Annotated in this window: 22 protein-coding genes; 12 read left to right on the top strand and 10 right to left on the bottom strand. The window is 47.6% G+C overall.

Translation table 11 applies throughout. From position 1 onward, the window contains the following. The first annotated feature begins 27 nt into the window (after positions 1 to 27). The 3 genes from QL223_RS00855 (at position 28) to QL223_RS00845 (ending at position 4,017) form a co-directional block, all read left to right on the top strand. Entirely contained in the window at positions 28 to 1,524 is a 1,497-nt protein-coding gene (locus QL223_RS00855) for a CoA-acylating methylmalonate-semialdehyde dehydrogenase (RefSeq protein WP_281543570.1), read from the top strand. 388 nt (positions 1,525 to 1,912) lie between these two features. After that, positions 1,913 to 2,680 carry an IclR family transcriptional regulator gene (locus QL223_RS00850; protein ID WP_039849889.1) on the top strand — a complete coding sequence of 256 codons (768 nt, stop codon included), beginning with the start codon at positions 1,913 to 1,915 and terminating at the stop codon, positions 2,678 to 2,680. 311 nt (positions 2,681 to 2,991) lie between these two features. After that, positions 2,992 to 4,017 (top strand): Mbeg1-like protein, encoded by a 1,026-nt coding sequence (locus QL223_RS00845; RefSeq protein ID WP_002538307.1) that lies wholly within the window; start codon positions 2,992 to 2,994, stop codon positions 4,015 to 4,017. Positions 4,018 to 4,129: 112 nt separating this feature from the next. Here the strand turns inward: QL223_RS00845 and QL223_RS00840 are convergent, their stop codons facing one another. Genes QL223_RS00840 through QL223_RS00830 form a run of 3 tightly spaced genes read right to left on the bottom strand, consistent with a single transcriptional unit; the run spans position 4,130 to position 6,290 of the window. After that, positions 4,130 to 4,861 carry an amino acid ABC transporter ATP-binding protein gene (locus tag QL223_RS00840; protein ID WP_002538305.1) on the bottom strand — a complete coding sequence of 244 codons (732 nt, stop codon included), beginning with the start codon at positions 4,859 to 4,861 and terminating at the stop codon, positions 4,130 to 4,132. Further along, complete coding sequence (locus QL223_RS00835) at positions 4,858 to 5,532, bottom strand: amino acid ABC transporter permease (RefSeq protein WP_002538304.1); 675 nt, start codon at positions 5,530 to 5,532, stop codon at positions 4,858 to 4,860. The genes QL223_RS00840 and QL223_RS00835 overlap by 4 nt, the downstream gene beginning before the upstream one ends. Next, on the bottom strand, positions 5,532 to 6,290 hold the full coding sequence (locus QL223_RS00830; RefSeq protein ID WP_002538302.1) for an amino acid ABC transporter substrate-binding protein: 759 nt from the start codon (positions 6,288 to 6,290) through the stop codon (positions 5,532 to 5,534). Before QL223_RS00830 ends, QL223_RS00835 begins: the two co-directional genes overlap by 1 nt. Before the next feature lie 311 nt (positions 6,291 to 6,601). On the opposite strand from QL223_RS00830, the gene QL223_RS00825 reads away from it, so the two are divergent. From QL223_RS00825 to QL223_RS00795, 7 genes are all read left to right on the top strand, one after another. Next, the gene (locus QL223_RS00825) at positions 6,602 to 8,275 is read left to right on the top strand and encodes a VWA domain-containing protein (RefSeq protein WP_002538299.1); all 1,674 of its coding nucleotides are present in this window, start codon (positions 6,602 to 6,604) and stop codon (positions 8,273 to 8,275) included. Between the two features lie 22 nt (positions 8,276 to 8,297). After that, positions 8,298 to 8,843, top strand: a complete 546-nt coding sequence (locus QL223_RS00820) for a sigma-70 family RNA polymerase sigma factor (protein ID WP_002538298.1) — start codon at positions 8,298 to 8,300, stop codon at positions 8,841 to 8,843. After that, entirely contained in the window at positions 8,840 to 9,421 is a 582-nt protein-coding gene (locus QL223_RS00815) for a hypothetical protein (RefSeq protein WP_002538296.1), read from the top strand. Before QL223_RS00820 ends, QL223_RS00815 begins: the two co-directional genes overlap by 4 nt. Before the next feature lie 873 nt (positions 9,422 to 10,294). After that, positions 10,295 to 11,950 (top strand): ABC transporter ATP-binding protein, encoded by a 1,656-nt coding sequence (locus tag QL223_RS00810; RefSeq protein ID WP_239643965.1) that lies wholly within the window; start codon positions 10,295 to 10,297, stop codon positions 11,948 to 11,950. A gap of 210 nt (positions 11,951 to 12,160) precedes the next feature. After that, complete coding sequence (locus QL223_RS00805) at positions 12,161 to 13,249, top strand: efflux RND transporter periplasmic adaptor subunit (RefSeq protein WP_002538294.1); 1,089 nt, start codon at positions 12,161 to 12,163, stop codon at positions 13,247 to 13,249. Further along, entirely contained in the window at positions 13,236 to 13,898 is a 663-nt protein-coding gene (locus tag QL223_RS00800; protein WP_039849888.1) for an ABC transporter ATP-binding protein, read from the top strand. The genes QL223_RS00805 and QL223_RS00800 overlap by 14 nt, the downstream gene beginning before the upstream one ends. Then, positions 13,895 to 15,139, top strand: coding sequence for an ABC transporter permease (locus QL223_RS00795; protein WP_281543569.1), 1,245 nt, complete (start codon positions 13,895 to 13,897; stop codon positions 15,137 to 15,139). Before QL223_RS00800 ends, QL223_RS00795 begins: the two co-directional genes overlap by 4 nt. Here the strand turns inward: QL223_RS00795 and QL223_RS00790 are convergent. From QL223_RS00790 to QL223_RS00765, 6 genes are all read right to left on the bottom strand, one after another. Beyond that, the gene (locus QL223_RS00790; RefSeq protein ID WP_051997496.1) at positions 15,134 to 15,760 is read right to left on the bottom strand and encodes a CPBP family intramembrane glutamic endopeptidase; all 627 of its coding nucleotides are present in this window, start codon (positions 15,758 to 15,760) and stop codon (positions 15,134 to 15,136) included. The genes QL223_RS00795 and QL223_RS00790 overlap by 6 nt on opposite strands. Positions 15,761 to 15,762: 2 nt before the next feature. Continuing rightward, positions 15,763 to 16,365 (bottom strand): GNAT family protein, encoded by a 603-nt coding sequence (locus QL223_RS00785; RefSeq protein ID WP_039849886.1) that lies wholly within the window; start codon positions 16,363 to 16,365, stop codon positions 15,763 to 15,765. Continuing rightward, a complete protein-coding gene (locus QL223_RS00780) occupies positions 16,358 to 16,807 on the bottom strand; it encodes a GNAT family protein (RefSeq protein WP_239643964.1) in 450 nt (149 codons plus the stop codon). Before QL223_RS00780 ends, QL223_RS00785 begins: the two co-directional genes overlap by 8 nt. Positions 16,808 to 16,895: 88 nt before the next feature. Further along, positions 16,896 to 17,402: a hypothetical protein gene (locus tag QL223_RS00775; protein WP_039849922.1), complete on the bottom strand. Its 507-nt coding sequence runs from the start codon at positions 17,400 to 17,402 to the stop codon at positions 16,896 to 16,898. 22 nt (positions 17,403 to 17,424) lie between these two features. After that, positions 17,425 to 18,675, bottom strand: coding sequence for a beta-ketoacyl-[acyl-carrier-protein] synthase family protein (locus QL223_RS00770; RefSeq protein ID WP_002538285.1), 1,251 nt, complete (start codon positions 18,673 to 18,675; stop codon positions 17,425 to 17,427). Further along, positions 18,668 to 18,955, bottom strand: a complete 288-nt coding sequence (locus QL223_RS00765; protein ID WP_239643963.1) for a phosphopantetheine-binding protein — start codon at positions 18,953 to 18,955, stop codon at positions 18,668 to 18,670. The genes QL223_RS00770 and QL223_RS00765 overlap by 8 nt, the downstream gene beginning before the upstream one ends. A 597-nt stretch (positions 18,956 to 19,552) precedes the next feature. On the opposite strand from QL223_RS00765, the gene QL223_RS00760 reads away from it, so the two are divergent. Beyond that, the gene (locus QL223_RS00760) at positions 19,553 to 20,134 is read left to right on the top strand and encodes a hypothetical protein (RefSeq protein WP_281543568.1); all 582 of its coding nucleotides are present in this window, start codon (positions 19,553 to 19,555) and stop codon (positions 20,132 to 20,134) included. 59 nt (positions 20,135 to 20,193) lie between these two features. Here the strand turns inward: QL223_RS00760 and QL223_RS00755 are convergent, their stop codons facing one another. After that, positions 20,194 to 20,622 (bottom strand): nuclear transport factor 2 family protein, encoded by a 429-nt coding sequence (locus QL223_RS00755; protein ID WP_281543567.1) that lies wholly within the window; start codon positions 20,620 to 20,622, stop codon positions 20,194 to 20,196. Between the two features lie 89 nt (positions 20,623 to 20,711). On the opposite strand from QL223_RS00755, the gene QL223_RS00750 reads away from it, so the two are divergent. Continuing rightward, complete coding sequence (locus QL223_RS00750; protein ID WP_281543566.1) at positions 20,712 to 21,551, top strand: LysR family transcriptional regulator; 840 nt, start codon at positions 20,712 to 20,714, stop codon at positions 21,549 to 21,551. Positions 21,552 to 21,576 lie beyond the last annotated feature (25 nt).

The following is a 21,576-nucleotide window of genomic DNA, read 5'->3' as shown; positions in this document are numbered from 1 at the left end:
TACCTTATCCACTAAAGGGAGTTAAACATGAACACGATTGGACATCTGATAAATGGTGCTTTGATCACCGAGGGGCAAACCGCATTGCCCGTATACAACCCCGCCACTGGCAATGTGGCAACACAAGTCGATGTAGCAAGCGCCAAAACCGTCAACGAAGCGGTACGGCTTGCCAAAGAGGCTTATCCGGCCTGGCGTAATACGCCGCCAATCCGCCGTGCCAGAATCATGCAGAAGTTTCTGCAACTGCTGGAAGATAATACGGACACCATCTGCGAAATGATTGGCCACGAACACGGCAAAATTAAACATGATGCACTGGGTGAGCTTCAGCGTGGCATTGAGAACGTCGAGTACGCCTGTGGGATCCCGACACTTCTCAAAGGCGAACACAGCCGCGGCGTGGGGCCGGGCATTGATGCCTGGAGTGAATTCCAACCCCTTGGTGTCGTTGCCGGTATCACTCCATTCAACTTCCCAGTCATGGTCCCACTTTGGATGTACCCTCTCGCCATTGCCTGTGGGAACTGCTTTATTCTCAAACCTTCAGAGCGCGACCCAAGCTCGACACTTTTCGTCGCCCAGTTGTTGCAGGAAGCCGGATTGCCACCGGGCGTGATGAATGTGGTCAACGGTGACAAAGGCACGGTTGATGCCCTGCTCGACCACAAAGACATCAGCGCTGTCAGCTTTGTCGGCTCAACGCCCGTGGCAGAAAGCATTTACTCCCGTGCAAGTGCTGCTGGGAAACGTTGTCAGGCATTGGGTGGGGCAAAAAACCACGCCATCGTGATGCCGGATGCTGACCTAGATAACGCCGTCAGCCAGCTTCTTGGCGCTGCGTTTGGTTCTTCGGGTGAGCGTTGCATGGCGCTTTCTGTTGTTACTGCTGTTGGTGACAGCACCGCCGACGCACTCATCGCCAAACTCAAAGAGAAAATGACAGATCTTCGCGTTGGGGCCTGTAACGACAACAACAATGACTTCGGTCCTGTGATTACCGGCGCGCACCGCGACCGCGTGATGCGTTTGATTTCAAGCGCCGAAACACAGGGAGCAGACGTTGTTGTAGATGGTCGAGAGCCTTTGGTTGCAGGTTTCGAATCAGGCTTCTTTGTTGGCGCGACCCTCATTGACCGCGTTACACCGGAAATGGAGAGCTACAAAGAAGAGATCTTTGGCCCGGTTTTACAGGTGGTTCGCGTTGAGACCATGGCTGATGCCATGCAGCTCATCAATGATCACGAATACGGAAACGGAACCTGTATTTTCACCCGCGATGGTGAGGCTGCACGTTATTTTTCGGATCATATTGAAGTCGGCATGGTCGGCATCAATGTGCCTTTGCCGGTTCCCGTCGCTTATCACAGTTTTGGTGGCTGGAAACGCAGCTTCTTCGGTGACCTAAGTGCCTATGGTCCAGATGGCGTTCGTTTCTATACACGAAGAAAAACCATCACCCAGCGCTGGCCTTCCGAAGCCGTGCGAGAGGGTGTGTCATTTTCAATGCCAGTGATGAAATAGTGTGAAAGCGTGATACTTAAGGGGCCCACTTGTGTGAGCGAGCTTATACAGGTGCGCCCCGACAATACGGTTTATACCCAAACGACCTGAAGGTGCTCGCATTCAGAGGTCATCAATGCGTTCAATTCAAGGCAAATTTCGCGAGGAATAGTGGTTCTATTTCCGTGGAATTTAACGAAGAAGTGGGCGCATTGAGGGCCTCCCTTCGGGCGAGTTGACTGACGTCGTGCTCGTTGTTGTCCCTTTTTGATGGAGGTGACTACACCTACAAAGGGACGCCGTGATCACAACGCCAGTCAAACTCGCTGAATCCGGCATCTTCAGGTTGTTTGGGTATACAGTCTAATGCGGATATACTTTCACCATATCGACTGAATCAGGTGCAGGGATGACGACAGAAAGACGCGAAAAAGCCTCATCAATAACCCGTGTATTGGAAATTATCGAAGCAATTTCCTGCTCAGAGCGGCCGCCGAGTCCAGCCGAACTGTCAATCATGCTCGATATTCCTAAACCCAGCATTCACAGATTGCTGCAACAGCTCGAACGGGAAGGCTTTGTACAAACCAACATGCGTGGAAACCTTGTACCAGCCAACCGTATGCATGACATCGCGCTCGGTGTATTACACACCACACACTTTAAAGCTATTCGACAGGCGATTTTGCAAAAGCTCGCCAATGAAGTGGGTGAAACCTGTGGTATCTCGTTGCCAAATGGTGTCGACATGATCTATTTCGACCGTGTACAAACCAACTGGCCATTGCAGATTAATCTGCAGACCGGCAGTCATACGCCGATTTGGTGCACCGCCAGTGGCAAACTTTACCTCAGCACCCTGTCAAAACGACGACGGCAGCGACTTATCAATAATATGAGTCTGGAGCGACATGCCAAGAATACGATTACAGATCCCATTGACTTGGAACGTGCGCTCACCGAAATAGAAAAACAGGATCTCGGCATCGACAATGAAGAGTTTGTAGATGGTATGGCTGCTATAGCGGTGCCTATACGAAATGAAGACGGACAGTTACATGCATGTCTGTTTACCCATGCCCCCGTGTTCCGAAGTTCGTTGGATGACTTGTTAAAATTCGAACCCCAGCTGCGTCGTGCAGCGAGGGATTTAGAAGCCCTAATGAAGGAAGGTTAAGCCCACTTTTTGCCTATCCGCCCAACGACTATCCTGCTACATTACCCATGATGTCGGCAGGTTTGTTTAGCTTGTAATTCCATCATTTTTCCGCCTATCCCAGAAAGATACATCCCTATTATTTTCAAATAGTTAATACCATTCAAACCTGCAATCAAACACAATAACCCTACTAATTTTAAGTAGTCTTATTATTGATTCAATTTTGGGCTAGCAGGATATTTCAGACCTCCTAGGATGAATATCGATACGTTAAGTATCAACTTGACACAAGGCAGTATCGTCAATCATCAATAAAGGGATAGTTTCTCATGAAGAAGATCACCGCATGTTCGTTAGCCATTCTGATGGGTTTCTCCATTCAGTCCGCATCAGCAACCACTCAGGAAGAGTTGGGTAATATTGGCGCGTATGTCGATTCCATACTGAATCCGAACATGACCCACACCGCCAATACCACAGGCACGACGTATAAAACCCACCAGCCTCCTTCCGTCAATCAAGCAGGTGAAGCGCTGCACTATTTGGCGTTTGCAGAGTATGTCTACAAAAGCTGGGGCGCACCACGCGGATGGGCACTGACGGAAAGCATCCACGACAGCAGCACAGGCTTCCACGCTGCTGTTTATACCAGTGGCAGCAACGCAGTAATTGCTTTCCGTGGCAGCGAACTGGGAACTTCTGACTGGGTAAACAACGGCATTATGGCCGCAGGTGAAGTGCCACCACAGTATCGCTTTGCAATTTCTGAGTCAGCGCGGCTTGCCAACAAATACCGCAGCTACAACATCCATTACACGGGACACAGTCTCGGTGGGGGCTTGGCAACAGTTGCCGCCATTCGCACTGGAAAACCAGCCACCATTTTCGATGCATCAGGTATTGGTAATGCGGTTCTGGCAGAGATAAAACAATCCATGACGAATGCAGGAGTTTCCGCATCTACTTGGTCAACCAATGCCCGTAGAATCACCAACTACAATCTGGAAGGCGAATTCGTTTCTGATGGCGATTTGCAGCAGGATGCCGACGTGATCGGCATAGATTCAAAACAGTATGGCAATATTTTCTACCTTTCAGCTGCCCGCTTTACGCCACTGTTTTTCCTTAATACAGGTCTGTCCCGCCACTTCACGACGCCATTGAAAGAAGAATTGCAGTTCCTTGCCCAACCTGTGTTCAGGGTTAATTCGAATGATTGGAATAGCATTGATAACGACATCAATGGGTTTATGGCGCTGTTTTACATTGACTGGACAGACGACACCCTGGACTTGATGGCGTGGCAGGCTGAATACGCCATTAACTCCTTCCCAAGTTTCCTTGAAGACCTTTGATAGCAACGTTGGCTAGGGGCTGTTGACCTTTGGTAAGAAAAAGCCCCTTAATCGGCCAGATTAAGGGGCTTTACTTTAATGGAACATCAACCAGGGGGAACAGTTGAATTCGTTACGCCGCGCGTGCCACAAAGGCTTTCGTGCGTTCGTTTTGAGGATTACCAAAGATCTGGGATGGTGGACCCTGTTCGACAATCACGCCGCCTTCCATAAAGATCACCTTGTCGGCAATCTCACGGGCAAACTGCATTTCGTGGGTCACCACAATCATGGTTTGCTTTTGCTTAGCGAGTGCTTTCATTACCGTCAACACTTCCTCTACCCATTCAGGGTCGAGTGCTGACGTAGGTTCATCAAACAGAATCACTTCGCCTTTACAGGCCATGGCACGGGCGATGCCGACACGTTGCTGCTGACCACCGGAAAGTTGCGCAGGGTATTTCTCTAAATGCGCTTCCATTCCGACGCTGACCAACAATTTACGTGCAGCTTCCAACGCTTTATCTTTTGGCTCTTTCCACACGGTGATCAGCGATTCCGCCACGTTTTCCAGTGCGGTTTTGTTCGCGAACAATGCATAGCTCTGGAATACAAAACTGCTTTGTTTACGAAGCTGGTGAATCTCGCTTTTCGATACCTTGCCAGCGTTAACACGCACATCACCAATCTGGATTTCACCACCACTTGGCACTTCCAGGTAGTTCAGGCAACGAAGCAGTGTTGACTTTCCCGTGCCAGACGGACCGATGATCACCACAATCTCACCTTGTTTGACGTCGAGGTCGATTTGCTTCAGCACTTCGACATCACCAAAGCGTTTGCTCAAATTTTTCACTTCAATCATCGTGCATACGCCTTGTTCAATCGGACTTCCATCACCGTTTGAATACGGGTGAAGAAAATCACCACCAGCCAGTAAATCAAAGCCACCGCCATGAAGGCTTCAAAGAACTTAAAGCTCGAAGAGGCTTCCATTTGTGCCTTCGCCATGATTTCCGCCACACCCAGCGTGAACGCCAGTGAAGTACTTTTGATCATGTCGATGAAATAGTTCATCAATGAAGGGGTTGCGACGCGCGCTGCCTGCGGCAGGATAATACGTTTCATTGCCTGCAGTTCAGTCATGCCGACACTCAGGCTGGCTTCCATCTGGTTCTTATCAATCCCCAGAATCGCACCGCGAATACTTTCTGCCATGTAGGCGGAGAAGTGGAGCGACAAACCAATCACGGCGGCAGTGAAAGCATCCATCCCTACGAAAATCGGGAAGACCTGTGGCAATCCGTAATACAGTAAAAAGAGCTGAACCAGCAGCGGTGTACCGCGGAAGAACGAAATGTACACGGCAACGACAGAGTCGAGCACATTGACTTTGAACACCCTTACCAGTGCCAGCAGCACCGACAGCACCAGAGCAATCACAAAGCCAATCAGTGACATTTCCAGAGTTATTCCCAGATACTTCACCAGTATCGGGAACAACTCCAGCATGTAGTTAAAATCGAAGCTCTGCATTATTGCGTGATGTCAGAGTCAAACCACTTCTCTGAAATCTCGCTGAGGGTGCCATCAGCTTTCATTTCAGTCAGTGCCTGATCCACTTTCGCTTTGATAGCCAGCTTCTCAGGAGTGTTCAGGAATGGCATTGCATTTTGGATAGTTTCGAACGGTTCACCCGCCAGTTGCAGAGGCAGACCAGACTTCTTGATAAGCTGTGCTGAAGAAACACGGTCCATCACGAACGCATCGGTGCGACCCAGTGCCACATCTTGTTCGAAACCAGAATCGTAAGTGATGATGTTGATCTCGTTGGCTTTGTCGTAGTTACGCAGCAGTTGCTCAAAGTTACTGCCAAGGTTAACCGCGACTTTCTTGCCTTTCAGATCCTCGATACCTTTGATGTCTTCGCGGCCTTTACGTACAACCACCTGCGCACCGTCCACCACATAAGGAACAGAGAAAGCGTATTTTGCTTTACGCGCGTCAGTCATGGTGATTTGGTTACTGATGGTGTCGATGTGACCCGCTTCCAACATGCCGAAAAGGCCAGAGAAGTTTGCAGTCACGAACTCAACGTCGTAGTCCGCACGCTCGCCAATTTCATTCCATACATCAATTTCGAAGCCTTGCAGCTTGTCCATTTTCACAAACGTGAATGGGAAATAGCGGCCAGACATACCCACTTTAATTTCTTCTTGGGCAAGCGAAGCGGTCGAAGTGAAGCTTGCTGCAAGTGCGACAGTAGCAAGCAAAACGTTTTTCATAGCAGGCATGGTTACAACTCCAATTGTTATTTTTCCTAAAACACCTTCCGTCGGGTTCACGTATTGTTCGTAAGGTGTTTCGTTTTATGGAGCCAAATGTAACTCATACATTTTTTTGTGATAAATAACGAAATGTTCTATGTAATAATCTGCAAATGAGAGCATTTATAGATACATCCGCCGCATTGGTTACTTTTTGAGCAAACATTACTCTGAACTAGCCCCGCTCTATCGAATTTTAAAAAGGCAGAAAAAATTTCACCCCTCTCACCCACTCGCCCGTTTATACCGACAAACCAGCAAGAAAAAGGAATCGGTATATGAAATTCAATCAAGTCACTATCGCTATCGTCACAGCACTGACCGTGGTTGTCGGCTGTTCAGAGTCCATCCACGACACCACTCAAACCTCGCCTCAACAGGAGCCACCTCTGGTTCAGGAAGAATTGGTGGAGCTGGAAGTCATGGATGCAACGAATCCACTACCCGCTACTCCAACCTCCAAAATGGCGTATAGCCGCGTTGCTACCGATCACCAATTTATGGTGATGCCAATGCCAGGTGTCGATCCCTACGTGCAACCTGAAAACCGAGATAGCTACCTAGAAACCCCAAGTAACGCCACTCAATTAGTGACAGTGTCACCCTTGTCGACTTTCTCTGTAGATGTCGACACAGGCAGTTACGCCAATGTTCGCAGTTACCTGAAGATGGGCAACAAGCCGCCAGCAGACGCCATTCGTGAAGAAGCCTTCATCAACTACTTTGATTACGCCTACCCAACACCTGTAACCAAAACCAGACCTTTTTCTGTCAGCACTGAACTTGCCCCAGCGCCATGGAATGCGGAACGTAAGCTAATGCGCATTGCACTCAAGGGTTACGACATTCCGGTCAACGAGCGTAAAGCATCGAATCTGGTGTTTCTGGTAGATGTGTCAGGCTCCATGAATGAACCCAATAAGCTGCCGCTGTTGGTACAAAGCCTCTCTCTGCTCGCTAAAAACCTTGGAGAGAAAGACAAAGTGAGTCTGGTGACTTATGCGGGGAATGCCTCCGTCGTACTCGAGCCCACCAGCGGCGACAACCAACAAGCGATCGTCGATACACTTAAAAGCCTGCAAGCAGGCGGCGGCACCTATGGTGAAAGCGGGATCAAACTGGCTTACCAGCAAGCGAAGAAAGGCTTTATTAAAGATGGCGTAAACCGCGTGATTCTGGCGACAGACGGTGATTTCAACGTCGGCGTGACCAGCTTGGATGCGCTGAAAGATCGGGTGGAAGAAGAACGCGAGAACGGCATTTCTCTCACCACATTGGGCTTTGGACGTGGTAACTACAACGATGCCATGATGGAGCAACTCGCCAACATCGGCGACGGCAACCATGCTTATATCGATACCTTGCACGAAGCGCAAAAGGTACTGTTGCGACAGATGAGCGGCACACTGCAAAGCATCGCGGAAGATGTGAAAATCCAGGTCGAGTTCAATCCAGACACGGTTAAGGAATACCGCCTGATTGGCTACCAAAACCGTAAGCTGCGTGATGAAGATTTCAACAATGATAAAGTCGACGCTGGTGAAATCGGTGCAGGACACACAGTCACCGCCTTATATGAACTGACACTGGTTGGTGACCAAGGACGCATTGACGATCTGCGCTATCAGCAGAAAAAGACAGACGAGGCCTCACACAGTGACGAACTCGCCCAGGTCAAAGTCCGATATAAGCTGCCCGGCAAAGACAAAAGCCAGCTCACCACTCAGGTGATTAATGCCAGCAAAAGCAAGCCAACATTCACTCAGGCCAGTGCGGATTTCCAGTTTGCCACTGCGGTTGCCGCCTTTGCGCAGAAGCTCAAAGACAATCACTATGTGGATGGTTTAGCCTACAGTCAAATAGCTGATATCGCGCGTGAAAACCGGGGCAAAGACCCATTCAACTACCGCGGCGAATTTATCAGTCTGGTGGAGATTGCGCAGAACCTTTAGGGGCATTCGTTAACAGGCATCCATGGATAAACAAACCGACGAAACATTGATGGTGAACTTCAGCAAAGGTGACCAGCGCGCCTTTGCTGAACTCTATCAACGCCATAAAAATCCGCTATATCGCTACTTCGTCCGTCAATTGGATACGGCGCAACACGCCCGTGCCGAAGAGTTATATCAGGATGTTTGGTACCGCGTGATTGATAAGCGGAAAAGCTATGTGCCGACCGCCAAGTTCACCACCTGGCTGTATCACATTGCCCATAATCTGGTGATTGATGAACACCGAAAAATGATGTCATCCAGCGCTTATGCTCAATCATTGGACGACAATCAGAGCGAAGTCCCCGATTGGGACGGCGATAAGCAAACTGCCATCAAAGCCTGTATGGCACTGCTCGCGCCTTTGCAGAGGGAAGCATTTCTACTTCGTCATGAAGCAGGCTTTGAGCCAGCACAAATATGCGAGATCGTCGGCGCGAAAGCGGAGGCTGTGAAAACCCGGCTTCGCTATGCTATGGATCAACTTCGCCAGTGCCTGACAAAAAAACTCGGAGACCGACAATGACAGCGCCAATCAAAGACGAAGACATCGTCGCGCTGTACAAGGAAAGCGCGACAGAAACACCAAGCAAAGACTTAGACAATCGCATCCTTACCCATGCAAACAGTCAGAGCAAAAAACACATACCTTGGTGGACCTATGCAGGTGCCGCCGCAACGGTCGCTTTTATCGCTTTGCTGGCACCGTGGAAGTGGGTGGATGACACCCTAGAAACGCCTCAAAGTATCGAATCTATTATCGAACCTGATATCGAACCAAGGAACGCCCCTGCATTCATCAGCCCAGAAGCCTTGTCTGACCATGAAGCCGATGCGGTGCGGTCAATGGAAGTATTGCCACCAAAACCAGAGGAACAGCGTTTCTTCCGCAATTCACCCGCGGCGGCGAAATCTCTGCCCCAAATGGAGATGGAACTGGAAGAATCCATCATCACTGAGTTTGCAGACGTTGAAAGACTGCTTGATGAAGGTCAGGAACAACAAGCGCGAGAACTGTTGGAACAGATGCTGACCGACGATCCCAAGCTAATTAACAAGTTGCCGGAAAGACTGAAAACTCTGGTGGAAAAAGAAGGAAAATAAATCCAAGGTCTGATGTGGAATCAGGCCTTGGTGAGCTTCTCGACTTCTAGACATTACCCACGCTAGAAAAGGAGTATCGGATAAGGGTGAGTTTTAGGCAGAAATGAAAGTGTTGGATTCACTCACACCGGATTGATGCCAGTCAGATACTCACCCTTGCCCAAAGGCGTAATACACCATGAAGTATGCACTACTAGTCGGTAATGTATACCTATCCATACCAGCATGTTAGATGATATCACCCATCAATAGTCACAAAATCGGTCACGTAAATTCGAGTTTTAGTCATAACTCGAATTTAATATTAAATGATTAAAAAGTACTGATAAATTTATGAGAAAAAAGTTGTTAGACAATGAAAAGGCAATTAGAAAATTATAAACACCATCAGTGATATAAAAACAATTCTGTTTTGACACAGAGTTGACAATTAAAAACGCCTCCTCAACAATGTAGTTGCATTTGTTTAGCGTATAAACTATATGCATATATTGATTCCGTTAATCATTAATTTAATTAACAAAAGGGAAATATGATGAAGAAAATCAATTTTATCGCAAAAAAAGGTCCTGTACTCGCTACTAAGAAGGAACCTGAAAAGCCAGGACCTTGCTGTACGCCTTAATATCTTTACAGCAGATTCCATATCTCTAAACTTGTCTGAATAATACCTGTTATAATTTGGTATTCTGACTTTAAAATCAGGGGATGCTTTATCATCCCCTTTTTATGCTTTAGTTGTGAGATTAGTGAATGCACGTATTTCTTTTTTATATTACCGTAAAAGCGTTTTCACTTTGCATTTAGAATAAAACTGTGACAAGAGCTTCCTATTTATATCAACTTATCTATAAAAAGAGAAAATCTCATTCTTTGTCATTTTTGCTGTTGGCTTTGTTGTTAACCGCATCTCAAGCGCCGCTTCCCTATTTGTCTGGTCATCTCATCGACCAAGTCCTTCCCAGCTCAGATTCAAACTTGCTGCTCAAGACGGTATTCTTACTCGCTATGCTTTACTGCAGTTACCTGATTTTAAGCTACGTTAACGCATGGTTTCGCCTAAAGGTGCGTAAAGAGATTATGATTGAGTTCAATCAGGATGTGATAAAGAGCATTCTGGGGTTGAACTACAATCAACGACTTAAAATTAACAACGGTGATCTCTTGTCCCGGGTAACTAGGGATATCGACCAGTTTGAAGTCATTATGCCTTATGGCTTATCAAGCACGATTCACCATCTTGTCTTGTCAGTGGTGCTGCTGGTAATCGTATTTTTCCTGAACTGGCAATTGAGCGCCATACTGCTTGTCCTCCTGCCTGCTGCTGTCATGGTTTACTTAAGATTTGATGGCGCCCTTTGGTCTTCTTCCAAAGAGGAAACTAACGCCTCGGCAAGAAAGATAACTGTCGTACAAGAAACGATTGAATCTGATGCAGAAATAAAACTGTACCGCTCTGAACATTTCTTTTTGCGGTATTGCCGACAAGCCGTTGAAAAGCTGGAAAATAAGCGTTTTACCCGTCAGTTGTATGATACCAAGGTCAACATGATCATCATGGGTATCCCTATGCTCGCCATGGTCATCATCTGGTATCTGGGCGGTGCGATGGTGATTGAAGAACAGCTCACTATAGGCTTAATCATCACCTATACCGCCACGTTGAATTTGATGGTGCCGTCGCTGATCAGAATTATTGAATTTGCTTCAAGCCTCCCGAATGAATTGACAGCCTTAATGCGCGTAAAAGAGTTATGTGATTTAGCGAAGGTACAATCTGAACGGGATTTTCCTGACCACACCGAGCTTCAAGCAAATCCTTCTGCTTTCATCGAAAACATGGCAATAGAGGGAATGAGCTTTTCCTATCAACATGATTATCCGTTGTTTTGCAGCCTTGACCTCACCTTTGATCGGGGCCGCGCCCATTTGATCAATGGCGGTAACGGTGCGGGTAAATCAACGTTGCTGACCATACTCAGCGGAGAGTTACAGCCTCAGTCAGGGCATATCAGGTTGGATTCAACGCCCCTAAGTACGCTTTCAAACCGATCTGAATGGATTTCGATGGTGCCGCAGCGAATTCACATCATCTCCGATTCTATTCGCAACAACGTCACTTTCGGTATGGATGTTGAGGAAGAAAACATCCATCACGCTCTGGCTCTCGTCGGTCTGAATCAATGGATTGAGCGACTTGATAAAGGCATTGATCATGTCATCAAAGACGCGCATTCAGAGCTTTCAGGAGGCCAAATTCAAAAGCTGGGCCTCGCGCGTGCCATATTGCGCGATACACCGATTCTATTGATGGATGAGCCTACCAATAACCTGGACAGCGAAGCGGTGAAGCTACTTATCGATATTATCCGTACCCAAAGGCAATCCAAGATTGTGGTCATTGTCAGCCATGACGACCGCCTGTTTGATACGGTGGATCGAATTGTTTATCTCGAGAATGACAGCTCCAACTATTCAACCCGAGTCAGTGAAATGAACACCAAAGGTCAACAGACCCTAAGAAAGTGAGTAGCAAGAAAGTGTGGTTTTCCCCGAAACGTCAGTCAGCGCTACACACAGGCACACACGAAATGTTTAACTGGGGAAAAAGGCTAAGGAATGCATGATTTCAACGTCGACATCAATACAAAACTAATCAAATAGCCTCGCCTCCTTATCGTAGTAAAAACAGGGAATTGAAAGCCTCTCTATGACGTTAAAACAGTATGGACACAAACAATGAGACGCTACTTCAAGAGTATATTTGCCATCGTTGTGCTGGCTTCCGTTGCTGCTGGCTATTTTTTCTATGAGGAGCCGCCCCTTAGTGTTTCAGGTGTGCAGGTACAACGTCATGATATGGCCTACATCATCCGCGTGACGGGCGAAGTCATCAATGACCGCACTGTTTCTCTCACCGCGTTAGTCAATGGCCGTATTGAGGACGTTTACGTTGCCCGTGGCGATAAGGTGAAAAAGGATGACACGCTGGCTTCCATGGATAACCGTGCCTCTGTTGCCCGCCTCAATCGTGCCAAAGCCGTCGTTCAGCAACAAACGGTTCGTCTGAAAGAACAACAGCAGCGTTATGCCAGATTGTCTGAGCTCTCCAATAGAAAGCTCGTTGCCGTCGAAGCCCTGGATCAAGCGCAATACGAATTAGAAACGGCGAAAGCGGCGGTGGCGATAGCCAAAGCTGACGCCCAGATGAGTGCCATCGAGCAAGATTGGCAAAGGCTCGACGCACCATTCGATGCCGTTGTCACAGACAAATGGACTGAATCGGGACAGTGGGTTGAAGCCGGAACCCAACTTTTCCAGCTCGTCGCCATTGAAGGATGGGAAATTGAAGCCAACTTAGACGCCGTTGATACCGGAAGAATTCACACCGGCCAAGTGGTTAACGTGTCTTCTGATTCCTTTCCTGACCAAGTATGGCAAACCCAAATCCATTGGATTGGCCCAGCCATTGAACGCTCTGCAGAGCGCTACTTAAATACCTTTCCCGTTCGCATGGCCTTAGGGCCAGATGCACCGCAACTGCTACTGGGACAACAATTGGATATCGAAATCGTTATCGAAGAGCGTGGCGATGTTCTAAGCCTGCCATACAGCGCCCTGCGTGAGCGCGAACCAGGCCTGTTTGAAGTTGCCCTGGTTGAGCAAGGCGCTATTCGCTTACAGCCAATTGAATCTGGGTTAGAAACAGACACCCATGTTGAAATACTCAGCGGTATTCAAGAAGGGCAAAAAGTCGCGCTGTTTGATAGCGGGTATCTGGAAAATGGACGTGCAGCAAGGTTTATCGCGAACAATGATCAAAATTGAATCCTTGTATAAATCCTATTTCCGTGGGGAGACGCCATTACCCATCATACAGGGTGTCGATCTGCACGTAGAGCAGGGAGAGTTTGTCACCATCATGGGTGCATCCGGCTCAGGAAAGAGCACCCTACTCAACATTATTGGCTGCTTGGACAAAGCCGATAAAGGCACTTACCACCTGGACGGAACCGGTGTTCATCAAACCAATGACGATGGACTTGCAAAGCTTCGTTCGTCGTTAATGGGATTTATATTTCAATCTTTCAACTTGCTGTCACGCCGTGACGCGTTAGCCAATGTCATGCTGCCATTGGTGTATCAAGGCACACCGTCCTCACAGCGCCGAGACCTTGCGTTATCCGCACTTGAACGGGTTGGACTGGCAGATCGTGCCACCCATTTACCCAATCAGCTTTCCGGTGGCCAGCAACAACGGGTTGCCATTGCACGGGCACTGGTCAACAAACCCAAGTTACTAATTGCCGATGAACCTACCGGTGCGTTAGATAGCCAGACTGGGCAGCAAGTCATGGATTTGTTCAGGGAGCTTCATGCTGAGGGTCACACCATTATCATGGTGACTCATGATGCGCATCTGGCAGAGGCTGCAGACAGAGTCGTGCACATGCGCGACGGCAGGATAGTGGTATGACAGGGTTGCGGATTCTGCCGGATTTGTTTAAAGAGGCGCGTCTGGCCATGCTGGCGAATTGGGGCAGATCTATGCTCAGCATGATTGGTATCGCTGTGGGTATCGCCGCAGTGATGACAGTCGATACCGTCAGTACCGGAGGCAAAGCCTTTGTCATGCAAGAGCTGGAAACTTTCGGTCTCAAGTCTGTTTGGGTGTATCGCACACAAAGCAGCAAAGATCCCCACAAGCGCATGCGGACAGGCACAGGTATCACCAATAACGATTTAATCGCACTTCAGGGAGATTGCTGCCCATCCGTCAATCTGATCAGCCCCATCGTTAAACCCAGAGGCGGAACCCCAATCGTCCAAGCTGGCAATCGCTACAGCAATGCTGAAGTGGTTGGCGTCAATGCCGCCTTTTTAACCATCAACAACGATAAATTGCGAATTGGCAGAGGCCTAAGAGACGCAGAAATCAGAAATCGCAGACCTGTCGCTATTATCGGCGAAACCGTCGCCTCAGATTTGTTCCCTGGCATATCGAACCCTTTAGGTCACTCGTTTCGAATGTCGGGTCGCGAATATCAGGTTGTTGGCGTGCTCCGTTCTAAAAGTCGGGATCTACTGGCCAGCATCGGCTCTGCGGGAGGCGATGTGAATAACCGCATATTAGTCAGTTACCCACTGGTACAGGCACTTAACGGCAATAATGACGTGAGCTACATTCAAGCTGAAGCCACAATGGTAGAGGCCGCAGAAGCAGCGGCCGCGCAGATAAAAGGCGTGCTTTCCCGTCGCTATCAAGGCGTTTTTGAATATCAAAGCAGCACACTCGCTTCCTACATTCGAACCACAGACAACATTCTTGGTGGCGTGACCATTATCGGCATTATTGCCGCTTCTAGTGCGTTGATCGTTGGTGCCATTGGCGTTGGTGGGATCATGAGCACGGCCGTTGCTGAAAGGACGCGGGAAATCGGTATTCGTGCCGCGATTGGCGCCCACCGCAGCCACATCATGATTCAGTTTATTGTGGAATCCGTGCTCATATGTCTGATTGGCGGTTTGGCAGGTTTAGCCGTGGGCATGCTGATCGGCGTGGTCTTGGACTTCTTTACCGGCTTTCCGCTATTCCCCGGCATCTTGGGCATCAGCATTGCCCTTTTTGTATCTATTTTGGTTGGATTGGTTGCGGGATACTTGCCCGCCCGAAGAGCGGCCCAAATGAAACCCGTGGACGCGCTTAGAGACTCATGAAGATTCGCCGGCACCGACCTTAAGGCTGTCCTGATATTCCTCGTAGAATGATGCAGAAAGTATAAGAACATTTCTGGTGAGGTGAACAAACCAAACGAACAGCAGGGAATCAGTCACCACATACGCAACGCCAAGGAGTATTGCGAAAAGAAAGAACTCTAATGAGTGCCACCCTAGCGGTCTGTTTTCCTCATGAACGGTCCAAAACAATACGGCTGACAAAAAAATAGCAGCCCATGCCGGTAAAGCCAACACTAGCGTACTGATTAAAAATACCCGCCATATCAGCTCTTCGTAAGCTGTGATCCCCAATTGAAATAGCAGATAGTTTTTGTTTTCTTTAAGGCACTTGATCCCGCGGATGCTATCAGCCATAAACTTTATGGGTTGCGGTGAACTTAGCGGCAATCCCGCGAGAAGTAAGACGCAGCCAACAACAATGCCGCCCAAGACTAAAGTGCTAATTTCAATAAAAGATGCCAGTTGCCAATCCAGATAGAAATACAAGGTATAAGCAATGACGGGCAGCATGAGCAGAAAGCCAACGCGATCCCCAATGAATCGCGGGTAAAGAAAAGACAAACAGACAACGGCGATGAGCAGCAATACAAGCAAGGCCACGTTTAGAAGAGCCCTTGCCTAAAGTGACGGCGCAATACGCCCTCTTTGTGCTCTTGCAAAAATGCCCGGAAATCCTCTGAAAACATCGCGTACAGATGGTAGTCGTTCCATCCATCCCCCACAGGGACATAGTTTTTCAGCACACCTTCTTTGATACCACCAAATTCTGCCAGACGAATGGAATCCTCATTTCCTGAAAGAACATAACCATAGACCTTATGTAAATTCATGACATTAAAGGCCATTTGCAAGCTCAGCAACGCTATCTCTGGCCCAAAGACACTGGTACGGTATTCCGCTTCTCCCACGAGGTAACGAAGATCTGCAGTGCGGCTTTTCCAGTCGATGTTATTGAACCAGACCATCCCGATTGGCTTGCCACTTTTGACTGAACACACCAAGCCTAAAAGGTTGTCTCCACCATAAACCGCAGCATTTTGCTCAAGCCAACTCATCACCTGCTCTTGGGCACCATCCGCAAACGTCGAGCTGTCAAAAACCGTTGAATTCAGATAGGGATCTTCCAGCCAGCGAGCAATGGTATCAATATCTTCGAGATTGGGACGACGCAAAGCACAATAAATTCCACGAACACTGTCAAACACGTTGATCCTCACTTCCCAGCATTAATAAATCGTAATAAGCGCCTTCAACAAACAACTGATCTCTCAAACGGGCTTCTTCAGTAAAACCTAATCGTTTCAGACAATCTATTTCTTGCTGTTCATGAGGGAGTAACTGGACATAATACTTACCGATGCTGTAGTTCCGGGCCAACCAGTTCATGACGAACTTGATATTTTCGTCAGCAGAGTCACACAGCAAATGAACATCTATATAGGCAATGCCCTCGAACACAGCTCTTATTCTGAGAAATCCGACTTTGGTGGTTTCACCCAATACCACGAAATCTCCACCACCCAACGCCGCATCAAGTTCGGATTGTGAGCAGCCAAGAGGGTAAGCCAGGTTTTTATATGTAGAACATTTGAATCCTGATGATCCTAAATCAAGATAATCATCCACCGTTGCCAATCTAAATGACACTGAAATCTCCACTCTTTTTTATAAGGAAAACACGCTCACTATTCGGCGAGGTCTATACCCAAACGACCTGAATATGTAGGGTTCAGGCCTATGAGGCATGTTGAGAAATATGCTCAATGAGATTTTTTCGCTTGATAAACGACAGGTCGAACGTGGCAGCCAGCACTTCCCGCCCATTCACATAGGAATGACCCGTTAGCCTGGCGCCCAATCGGTTGATGGCCTTTATGCTGACGCGCGCTTCTAAGGTGTCTCCCGGCAGAGCAGGAGACTTAAATCGCATTTGGCTGACAGTGCTGGCAACCACATCGGTTTCTTCTTCAAATTCACTCCGGTAGTGAATCAACACAATGCCGGCCTGTGCTAATGCTTCACCCATCAAAACGCCAGGCATCATGCTGACATGTTTGAAGTGTGCATCAATCAGATCTGAAGATTCAGGGATGTGGTATTGCGCCACGGCCTCAGACTCAGTCAAATAACTTACTGAATCAACGAATAAAAAGGCATCACCATAGGGCAAGATTGAACGAACAGCCGCTTTACTCAATCCACCCTGTGGCCCCCTCAATCCATCAATGATATTTCGATTCATAGACGCCATTCACAGACAAAGGTCATTCCACTTTTTGCAGGATGGTCGCCGCATTCGTGCCACCAAAACCGAAATTTAAAGACAGAACTCTCTTCAAATCAGCTTGTGTGGTTTCACGTACGATGGGAGCATCCTCAAACAGAGGGTCAATATTTTCGATATTGATGGATGGCGCAATGAAGCCATCTTTTAGCATGGCGATGCATGCAATCAGCTCGATAGCACCCACCGCCCCTATCGCATGTCCAGTCATGGATTTCGTTGACGAGAACCTCGGAACATTGCCGCCAAATGCACGGCGTAATCCATTGACCTCCGCCACATCACCCGCGACAGTGCCTGTCCCATGCGTATTGATTGCATCGATATCGGCAGAGTCAATACACGCGTCTTCTAACGCGCTGGCAATACAGTCAACAAATGTACCGCCATCAGCTTGAGGCAGAACCAAATCATAAGGGTCTGAGTTAGCGGCATAACCTGCGATTTCTGCATAAATTGGCGCATTACGCGCCAACGCAGAATCAAGTGACTCTAAGACAAGCACACCTGCCCCGCCACTAATCACAAAGCCATCTCTGTCGCGATCGTAGGGGCGTGATGCCGTTTCGGGGGTGTCATTAAAACCGGTGGACAGCGCCATTCTCAACGCTTGAAAGGAAGCGACGATCAGGTCGCTCACTTCCTCACAACCACCTGTGATGGCTCTGTCTATCACTCCATCACGTATCAGTTCATACGCATGTCCGATATTGTGCGTACCTGTCGCACACGCCGACGAAATGGAATAGCTTCGCCCATTAATACCAAAGAGTTTGGTCAAAAGTGCACTTGGTGTACTGCTCATGGATTTGAGCACGGTATAAGGTTCAGTTCTTCGAACCTGACCATTGAAATACTTTACACCTTCTCGATGTATCACACCGACATCCGCCACACCGCTGCCGACAAGACAAGCCGTTCGCGGGTCAGAGAGCGCTTCAGAACTTAAGCCGGAAGCCGAAATCGCGTCATTGGCGGCAACACTGCAATAGAGTGTTGATGTCGGCATCGCCCGGCGGAGTTTGAGCGGAATATTCGTGGACTGTATTTTGGCTTCTTCTAAATCGATTAAACCAGCAACACGGCTCGTTAATCCATATTCAGACCAAGATTCGACAGCGCGAAGGCCACTGCGACCAAGCTTTAGCGATTCAGTAAAAGTGTCAAAGTCGTTGCCAATGGATGAAACAACGCCAACCCCTGTTACGACAACACGTCTACGATTATCCATTTTTTTCGCTTAGCTTGGATTCAATGATTTCTAAAAGATCACTCACAGTGTCAAGCTTGATTAAGTCTTCGTCATCGATGGATATCCCCAAAGAGTCTTCTAAATCAAGAGTGAGTGAAACTGCTTGCATTGAGTCCATACCAAGATCATCACGCAATGACATCGATGGGACAATATCTTTCGCTGAAATAGCATTTTCTGACTCAGACTCTAATCGACTCATGATTTCCGATATTATCGAATCTGTTAAATATTGTTTGTTCTCGAGGATAGAATTCATATTAATTACACCAACTACATGAATTAATGATAAGGTTCGTATATCCGAACAACGACAAGACGAAATAATTCAATCAATTGTTTTTATTGCCATCGATGTGGAGAATTATCTAGTTGCCGTTAGCTTATCTTTCACGGCAGCCTGCTTCAAACCCTTTCAACATTTCTTCTGTCAAAATATCATCACATCTCAAATACAAAACATAAAATACAATTTAAATACCATTCCCATTCGAATGAGACCAATGAATAACCTTGAATTTTTATAGCCCTTTCAAACAACTCACACTATTCTAATTAAAAATTATGAAATACAACCTACATGTTAATTTGGAAATTCGTGACACTCTCCCATAAGTTATTTAGTGAAAAATCAAACTTAATTTTCAGCCATTTTTAAATAATGTCTTTGCTGTATATATATCCAAACCGTATAGCGTTCATTTTTTTCATCAAAAGGTGTACAAAGAAATCAATATGCAACAATTAACATCATAATAAAGTCGTAAAAAAGTCTCACTCAAGTGACACAACTGTTAACCATCTCCGTCCTAACATTCCCATTGATTTACACACAATAATCGTATGGAGAATGCGGATGAAACACTCGCTACCAGTATCTATTCTTTCCTCAGCAGCGCTGATGTTGTCAGCAAGCGTGTTTGCTGATACCACGCCATACCTGCCGTCAAACAGCGTTGTTGTCGACGCTTACATAGGCGGTGATGAGTTGACGGAGACCAACAATGGCGCCATCAAAGTTGTCGAATACAATGAGACGGCGATCAATTTTAACTACGCTTTTGACACCACGTCTCACATGTTCACGGCACCTGTGGCTGGTCTCTATAATATCGATGCCCGTTATGCACAGCGTACTTGCGGGTTTAAGTACCTGCTTCGGATTGGCATCTCTCTCCCAAATGCTGTCCCACCAGGCAGCAATGCTTCTATCGGGCCAGTAACATTTGCCAATAACGATACGGGTTGCGCCATCCCCGGCGTCGCAGCAGTAAACAGCATTATGCAGCTTGAAAAAGGCGAGACTATTTTCATCCAAGGCCGTTATCAGCGTGCACCTTATGATGTATCTCCGTGGAACTACCAGAACCGCTATCAGAACCGTCTAGTGATCACCTATCTAGGCTGTAACTTCTGCGGTTTTCCCCCAGCAAGTTAAGTCAATATCAAATAGAAAGGGACGCATCTGCGTCCCTTTCTATATCGAAATTGTGCTTGTTAGTAACGCTTTTCAACGGTGAAATCATCAAGCTCCAGACGCCAAACGCCATCAGCTTCTTTCACCCACTTTTCCAGCGTGATATGGCCTTCGCCGATATTCATTTTCCAGCGAGATTCCATCACCACAGTTTTATCATCAAGCTCTGTAAATTTGGGTTCTATGTAGACCAAATCTGTCGCACCATCGCTGATCAATTGCTTCCAGAATGCCGTTGCCGCCGGACGGCCATGATACACACCAAACGGGTGGGAAATCATGGTCGATTCCATGGTGTATGCATCACCAAGATACTGATAGTCACCTTTATTGAATGCAGCGATCCACTGTTTTGATGCTTCTTGTGCCTCTTCAATCGGGCCCGCATAAGCTGCTCCTGCGAATACCATTTGAGTCGCGATTGCCGCTGCCATTATTTGCTTTTTCATCCTTCACTCCACGTCGCTTTGTTTGGGTTGAGCAAAGAGTACCCACGTATTATTGTTAGATATATATCGCACAATCGAAAACACTGTTTATGGAAACTAAACATATTGGCTACCAAATGCAGCTTTACGTCGCCTTGGTTAGGGCAGGCAGTTTTACTCAGGCCGCAGAACAACTGGGCATTACCCGCTCTTGGCTCAGTCAGCAAATCAGTGGATTGGAGAAATCACTAAACACCCTGTTGTTGCATCGCACCACCCGCACGCTGCGGATGACAGATTCCGGCGAGCGCTTTTTTGAACATGCCGTAGCAATGGAAAATTTGCTGGAAAAAGCCCAGGAAGATATTTCTTCAACCCAAGCGGGCATAAAAGGAAGAGTCCGAATTTCCTGCCCAACAGCCCTGGCATCGGTATTGGTTGTCCCTACGATTAAAACCTTAAGGTGCGAACATCCTGAACTGGATATCGAACTTGTCGTGACGGATACCATCCAGGATCTGCTCCAGGAAAATATCGATGTGGCGATTCGTGTGGGTAATCTCCCAGATAGCAATTTGAAAGCCAGATTACTCGGGCGCTTTCACCAATGCTGGTATCAGTCACCTGAATTGCCGGAAGATTCAGATGACCAGATTCTGCTGCCGTGGCAAACCGCAGAGCACGCCAACGTGCTTCGTGTAAACAATATTCTCACCGCTGCAGAAATGGCAAAGCAGGGATTGGGACGTGTATTGCTGCCGGATCTTTTTGCCCGGTCATGTTGTGAGCAAGGGTTGCTGACCTTGGTTTCAAGAGCAGAGCCTGAGCCAGAACAACAACGTGATGTTCACGCCATCCACGCGTTCTCAGAGTTTACACCCGCGCGAATCCGTCTGGTTATCGACACGCTGCTGTCGCAGTTCCAGCTTTCACAGTCAAACATGGACTAAACAAAAACGGTGACTACCCGAGTCA

Source organism: Grimontia sp. SpTr1 (genome assembly GCF_947387585.1).
In the GTDB taxonomy this organism is placed as follows: domain Bacteria; phylum Pseudomonadota; class Gammaproteobacteria; order Enterobacterales; family Vibrionaceae; genus Enterovibrio; species Enterovibrio indicus.
Note: the sequence above shows the minus strand (reverse complement) of the source record. Positions and strands in the feature narration are given on the sequence as shown.